6 protein-coding genes and 2 pseudogenes are annotated in these 6593 nt (G+C 66.1%); 6 read left to right on the forward strand and 2 right to left on the reverse strand.

Going from position 1 to position 6593, the window contains the following annotated elements:
- The first annotated feature begins 36 nt into the window (after positions 1-36).
- The 6 genes and pseudogenes from WAN71_RS06685 (at position 37) to pth (ending at position 4337) form a co-directional block, all read left to right on the forward strand.
- Complete coding sequence (locus tag WAN71_RS06685; protein WP_422224581.1) at positions 37-1017, forward strand: ribose-phosphate diphosphokinase; 981 nt, start codon at positions 37-39, stop codon at positions 1015-1017.
- Positions 1018-1374, forward strand: coding sequence for an arsenate reductase (glutaredoxin) (arsC, locus tag WAN71_RS06690; RefSeq protein WP_422224582.1), 357 nt, complete (start codon positions 1018-1020; stop codon positions 1372-1374).
- Entirely contained in the window at positions 1371-2021 is a 651-nt protein-coding gene (locus WAN71_RS06695; protein WP_422224583.1) for an LpqN/LpqT family lipoprotein, read from the forward strand. Before arsC ends, WAN71_RS06695 begins: the two co-directional genes overlap by 4 nt.
- A 40-nt stretch (positions 2022-2061) precedes the next feature.
- Positions 2062-2928, forward strand: a pseudogene (locus WAN71_RS06700) (oxidoreductase).
- A gap of 164 nt (positions 2929-3092) precedes the next feature.
- Positions 3093-3758 (forward strand): 50S ribosomal protein L25/general stress protein Ctc, encoded by a 666-nt coding sequence (locus WAN71_RS06705; protein ID WP_422224584.1) that lies wholly within the window; start codon positions 3093-3095, stop codon positions 3756-3758.
- Between the two features lie 3 nt (positions 3759-3761).
- Positions 3762-4337 carry an aminoacyl-tRNA hydrolase gene (pth, locus tag WAN71_RS06710; protein ID WP_422224585.1) on the forward strand — a complete coding sequence of 192 codons (576 nt, stop codon included), beginning with the start codon at positions 3762-3764 and terminating at the stop codon, positions 4335-4337.
- An 11-nt stretch (positions 4338-4348) separates the two neighbouring features.
- Here pth and WAN71_RS06715 read toward each other — a convergent pair whose 3' ends face one another.
- Positions 4349-5986, reverse strand: a complete 1638-nt coding sequence (locus WAN71_RS06715; protein ID WP_422224586.1) for a fatty acyl-AMP ligase — start codon at positions 5984-5986, stop codon at positions 4349-4351.
- Between the two features lie 307 nt (positions 5987-6293).
- Positions 6294-6593: pseudogene (locus WAN71_RS06720) on the reverse strand (4-(cytidine 5'-diphospho)-2-C-methyl-D-erythritol kinase); the annotation flags it as partial.

The following is a 6593-nucleotide window of genomic DNA, read 5'->3' on the forward strand; positions in this document are numbered from 1 at the left end:
CCCTAATACCGACCCCAATACGGCGAGGGCAGCACGGTGAGCCACGACTGGACCGATAATCGCAAGAACCTGATGCTCTTCTCTGGCCGCGCGCATCCCGAGCTGGCCGAGCAGGTAGCCAAAGAACTCGACGTCCACGTCACCGCACAGACCGCGCGCGAGTTCGCCAACGGCGAGATCTTCGTGCGGTTCGACGAATCGGTGCGTGGGTGTGACGCCTTTGTCCTGCAGTCTTGCCCCGACCCGGTGAACAACTGGCTGATGGAAGCGCTGATCATGATCGATGCGCTCAAGCGGGGCAGCGCCAAGCGGATCACCGCCGTCATGCCCTTCTATCCCTACGCCCGCCAAGACAAGAAGCACCGCGGCCGCGAGCCGATCTCGGCGCGGTTGGTCGCCGACCTGCTCAAGACGGCCGGCGCCGACCGGATCGTGACCGTCGACCTGCACACCGACCAGATCCAGGGCTTCTTCGACGGACCCGTCGATCACATGCGCGGGCAGAACCTGCTGATCGGCTACATCGGGGACAACTACCCCGACGGCAACATGGTGGTGGTCTCCCCCGACTCCGGCCGGGTGCGCATCGCCGAGAAATGGGCCGACGCGCTGGGCGGCGTCCCGCTGGCCTTCATCCACAAAACCCGCGATCCGCGGGTGCCCAACCAGGTGGTCTCAAACCGCGTCGTCGGCGAGGTTGAGGGCCGCACCTGCGTACTGATCGACGACATGATCGACACCGGTGGCACCATTGCCGGCGCGGTGAAGCTGCTGCACGACGACGGCGCCAAGGATGTGATCATCGCGGCCACCCACGGTGTGCTGTCCGACCCGGCGTCCGAACGGCTCGCGGCCTGCGGCGCCCGCGAAATAATCGTCACCAACACGCTGCCGATCGGTGAGGAAAAGCGGTTCCCACAGCTTACGGTGTTGTCGATCGCGCCGCTGCTGGCCAGCACGATCCGCGCGGTATTCGAAAACGGTTCGGTCACAGGACTATTCGACGGGGACGCCTAGATGGCTTCGGGTGCCCACAACACCGTCATCTACCACAACCCCAAGTGCACCACCTCGCGAAAGACCCTGGAGTTGTTGCGCGACAACGGTGTTGAGCCCAAGATCGTGCAGTACCTCAAGACACCGCCGTCCCGTGCCGAGCTGGTAAGCCTGATCCGCGACGCCGGAATCGATGTGCGCAACGCGGTCCGCAAACGCGAGCCGCTGTACGCCGAGCTCAACCTGGCCGACGCGAGCGACGACCAATTGCTGGACGCCATGGCCGAACATCCCATCCTCATCGAAAGGCCTTTTGTCGTCACACCGAAAGGCACGCGGCTGGCCCGTCCGATGGACAGGGTGCGCGATATCCTGTGAGGCCCGGGTTATGCGGAGCCGCGGTCGTGGTCCTGGCTTTGACGGCGTTGCCGGTCGGCTGTGGCTCGAAAAGTCCTGATTACCAGTCGATTTGGACCAAGGCACCGACGACGACAGCGACGTCGACTGAAGCGCCGGTACCGTTCGCGCAGTATCTGGAAAGCAGCGGGGTAACCGGAGAGCCGGTGGCGCCCGACAAGCTGACCGACTTGACTGTGTCGATCCCGATACCGCCGGGCTGGGAGAAGATCGAGAAGCCGAATATCGCGCCGACCACCGAGATGATCGCCAAGAGTGGCAATTTTCCTGCGGCCATGTTGATGGTGTTCAAACTGAATGGTGATTTCGATCCCGCCGACGTGGTCAAGCACGGCAACGCCGATGCCACGCTGGCGAAGAACTTCAAACTGCTCGACCAGTCCGGCGCCAACTTCAACGGCTTTCCGTCGTCAATGATCGAAGGCAGCTACGACCTCGCGGACGCGCGGCTGCACACCTACAACCGGATCGTCATTCCGACCGGGCCAGCGCCGGCCCGCCAGCGCTACCTGGTCCAGCTCGCGGTCACCAGCCGGGCCGAGCAGGCCGCCCCCGACGCGGCCGACATCCAGGCGATCATCCACGGATTCACCATCGCCGCAAAGTAGCTGCCGCCGCGCTGCTCGCCGCCGCATTACTGTGTTTGCCATGACCTCATGGACCGCCGCGGATCTGCCCTCGTTCGCCGGACGCACTGTCATCGTCACCGGCGCCAACAGCGGCCTGGGCGCGGTGACTGCTCGCGAGCTGGCCCGGGTCGGTGCCCAGGTCATCCTCGCCGTGCGCAACACCGGGAAGGGCGAAGCCGCCGCCCGGGACATGACCGGAGACATTGAGGTGCGTCGACTCGACCTGCAGGAACTGGCATCGGTGCGGCAGTTCGCCGACGGGGTGGACACTGTCGACGTCCTGATCAACAACGCCGGCGTGATGGCCGTGCCGCACGCGGTGACCGCCGACGGCTTCTAGAGCCAGATCGGCACCAACCATCTCGGGCATTTCGCGCTGACCAACCTGCTGCTGCCCAAGATCACCGACCGGGTGGTGACCGTGTCGTCGTTGGCGCACTGGGCGGGCTACATCAGCCTTCGAGACCTGAACTGGACGTCGCGGCCCTACTCGGCGTGGGTGGCCTACGGCCAGTCCAAGCTCGCCAACCTGCTGTTCACCAGGGAGCTGCAGCGGCGCCTGAAGGCCGCCGGCTCGCCGTTGCGTGCGGTGGCCGCGCATCCCGGTTACTCGCACACCAACCTGCAAGGGCATTCCGGTCGCAAACTCGACAACGTGCTGATGGCGATCGGTAACCGGCTGGCCTCCGACGCCGACTTCGGCGCCCGGCAAACGCTGTATGCCGCCTCCCAGGACTTACCGGGCGATAGCTTCATCGGCCCGAGCTTCGGCATGGCCGGACGCAGCCGGCCGGTCGGGCGCAGTCCACTGGCCAAACGCGCCGCCACCGCCAGCGCGCTGTGGGAGCTGTCGGAAGGGCTCACGGAAACCAAATTTCCGCTCTGAGGTGCTGATGCGCTAACCTGACCGGGCGTCACGGCGAGGGTGGCTTGCGATGAACTCGGCAGGCCACCGTTATCGACGGGGACCGATACCGACCAATTTCAGGTCGATCTAAGTTCTCGCGATCCCTCGCCGTGCCAGGAAAACTGACACAGGAGCGACATCAAATGGCCAAATCTGCGAACCAGCTGACCGTCTCGGTACGCACCCAGACAGGCAAAGGCGCGTCCCGGCGGGCCCGGCGTGACGGCAGGATTCCCGCCGTTCTCTACGGTCACGGCGCCGACCCCCAGCACCTGGAATTGCCCGGACACGACTTCGCCGCGGTGCTGCGGCACTCCGGCACCAACGCGGTGCTGACTCTCGACATCGACGGCAAAGAGCAGCTGGCCCTGACCAAGGCGCTCGCGATCCACCCGATCCGGCACACCATCCAGCACGCCGATCTGCTGGTGGTGCGCCGCGGCGAGAAGGTGGTCGTCGAGGTCGGCATCGACGTCCAGGGCGAGGCGGCATCCGGCACCCTGGTCACCCAAGAGGCCAACACCGTCGAGATCGAAGCCGAGGCGTTGTCGATTCCGGAAGTGTTGGTCGTGTCGGTCGAAGGCGCCGAACCGGGCACCCAGTTCACCGCCGGGCAGATCACACTGCCCGCGGGGGTCACCCTGGTGGACGACCCGGACATGCTGGTGGTCAACGTGGTGATCGCGCCGACCGCCGAGGAACTCGAAGCCGAGGGTGCCGGCGAGGTGGCCGAGGCCGAGGAGCCGGCCGAGGAGGCCGCCGAAGAGGCCGAGACGCCCGAGGCCGAGCCCGAATCCGAATCCGAATAATTCATGGCCGACCCGCTATTGGTGGTCGGCCTGGGCAACCCGGGGCCAAACTATGCCCAGACCCGGCACAATCTGGGGTTCATGGTCGCAGACCGCCTCGCCGCCCGGCTGGGTTCAGCGTTCAAGGCGCACAAGCGTTCTGGCGCGGAGATTGTCACCGGCCGGCTTAGTGGACGTTCGGTGGTGCTGGCCAAGCCGCGCTGCTATATGAACGAGTCCGGCCGCCAAGTGGGCCCACTGGCCAAGTTCTATTCGGTGCCCGCGGCTGACGTGGTGGTCATCCACGACGACCTGGACATCGACTTCGGTCAGATCCGGCTGAAAATCGGCGGCGGCGAGGGGGGCCACAACGGGCTGCGCTCGGTTGCGGCCGCGTTGGGCACCAAGGACTTTCAGCGGGTGCGGATTGGGATCGGCCGACCGCCGGGGCGCAAGGATCCGGCGGCGTTCGTGCTGGAGAACTTCACGGCCGCCGAACGTCCGGAGGTGCCTACAGTGTGCGAACAGGCCGCCGACGCTACCGAGTTGCTCATCGAGCTGGGCCTGGAACCGGCCCAAAACCGGGTCCACGCCTGGTAACCGGCGTCGCCCTAGGTGACCAGGGTGACCGAGTTGGCCCGTCGCAGCTTGCCCGACGGCGTCTTCGGAATCGTCCCGGGACCCAGCACCACGACGTTGCGCGGCCGCACGTCGACCTCGCTTACCACCTCGTGGGCGACCTGATGCTCGATGCGACGCACTTCGGCGGGATCCTGGTACGCGTTGGACTCCACGGCAACGGCGAAGGTCTCGCGGGCATGCCCGGCGTCAAGCCGCACGGCCACCGCGCAGCCCGGGCGAACGCCGTCGACCCGGCCGGCAGCCCGCTCGATATCGGTCGGGTAGATGTTGCGGCCGGCCATGATGATGACGTCCTTGACCCGACCACACACCACAATGTGGCCGTTCTCCATCAGGTAGCCAAGGTCGCCGGTGTCATACCAGCCCTGCTCATCCTGCGCCGGGATGAACCCGCCCATAGTTGTGTAGCCCGGGGTGACCGGCTCACCGCGCAACTCGATCACGCCGACACCGCGCGTCGGTAACACCGCGCCGTTCTCGTCGACGATGCGGGCCTCGATGCCCGTCAGCAGCGGGCCAAGCGAAGCCAGCCGGCGGGTGTTGCCCTTGGTGGCCGGCACGGCGCGGCGCAACGCGGCCAGCAGATCGGCATCCACCTCGTCAACCACCAGCCCGTCGCCGAGCTCCGAGAACGACACCGCCAACGTGGTTTCGGCCATCCCGTAGGCGGGCATGACCGCCTCGGGTCGCAACCCGAAGGGTTTTCCGGCGTCGATCAGATCCTCGACGTCGGCGGGGTCTACCGGCTCGGCGCCGGAGAGCGCGAAGCGCAGCGTGGACAGATCGAACTGACCGGGGGTGGCCTGGTTGCGCAGCCGTTTGGCGAACAGCGCGTAGGCGAAGTTGGGAGCGGCCGTCATGGTGCCGCCGTACTTGTCGATCAGCTTGGCCCACAACAGCGTGTCGCGCAGGAAGTCCATCGGCGTGACCTTGACCAGCTCGACACCGAAGTACATCGGCACGGTCAAGAAGCCAACCATGCCCATGTCGTGGAAACACGGCAGCCAGCTGAGCATCACATCGTTGCCGCTGGGATCCATCTTGGCGCCGATGAACATCGCCTCCGCGTTGGAGTAGATGTTGCGGTGCGTGATGTGCACGGCCTTCGGAGAACCGGTGGAGCCGGACGTCAGCTGCATCAACGCCAAGTCGTCCTCATCGGTGTCGATGGGGTCGATCGGGTCGGACGCCAGCAGTTGCTCGGCAGTCAGCACCCTTAGACCGCGTCCCTCAAGCACCGGCACGGCCGCCATGAACGGGTCGGAGATAATCACCGCCTTCGCCTCGATCATGTCGACGACGATGGTGGTGTCCTTGGCCCACGACTCGAGGTCGGTACGCGGTGTGGGCTGGTGCAGCATGGTCAGGCTCGCGCCGCGCATCCACAGCCCCTGAGCCGTCGGCGCGATTTCCACCGGCGCTCCAGCCAGGACACCGACGGCGTCACCATGGCCGATGCCGGCCGCCGCCAGGCCGCCGGCCACCCGGCGGGCACGCTCATAGACCTCCAGCCAGGTGTGCCGGACCGGCTGGTGCGGTTCGCCGGTCACCATGCCCTTTGCGCTCTCGTGAGCGTTGCGGAACATGTTCTCGGTAAACCTGCTCACGGTAGCCTCCTCGGTTCCGGCGCCAACGCCCAGCGTCTAATGCTGCCCCTGCTCAACCACACTTTCGAGCAGCCGCACGCCCACAATTGGGCAGCAATTTCGTCTCGAAACGGTGATGAACCGGTAACCTCACGCAACGTTGCGGTTGCGGTTGGGACACGGCGGCCAGTGGGGTTCATACAACGCCCGCCGCCATGATCGGCAGGCGAGAGAACCAGGCGCATTTCTTGACCGGTATTCGTCACCGTCGAACATCTTAAACTCCTCTTAAGTAACTGCCAAACTGACGGGTGCAATCGGGCCTATGTCACACGCCGGCGGCAGGTGCCGGCACCACCCGCGCGCCGTGCACCGGACCGCTGGCGACGCGCACAGTGCGACAGACACCGGCGCCGGAGAGCTCGGTGCCGACGTCCACCGCAGCGGGCGCCGACCTGCACAGGAACGTACATGTCGGTCCGGAACCCGACACGATTCCGGCCAGCGCGCCCGCCTCGACGCCGGCACGCAAGACGCGGCGCAACGCCGGATCCTTACTCAGCGCGGCCGCCTGCAGTTCGTTGCCCAACAGCGGCGCCAGCTGCTCCGGGTCGCCGGCCGCCAGCGC

Source organism: Mycobacterium sp., assembly GCF_049280035.1.
Lineage (GTDB): Bacteria > Actinomycetota > Actinomycetes > Mycobacteriales > Mycobacteriaceae > Mycobacterium.

Excerpts from the sequence above, each read along its gene's own strand:
- arsC (WP_422224582.1), top strand. The coding sequence starts at position 1,018 with ATGGCTTCGGGTGCCCACAACACCGTCATCTACCACAACCCCAAGTGC.
- WAN71_RS06705 (WP_422224584.1), top strand. The coding sequence starts at position 3,093 with ATGGCCAAATCTGCGAACCAGCTGACCGTCTCGGTACGCACCCAGACA.
- pth (WP_422224585.1), top strand. The coding sequence starts at position 3,762 with ATGGCCGACCCGCTATTGGTGGTCGGCCTGGGCAACCCGGGGCCAAAC.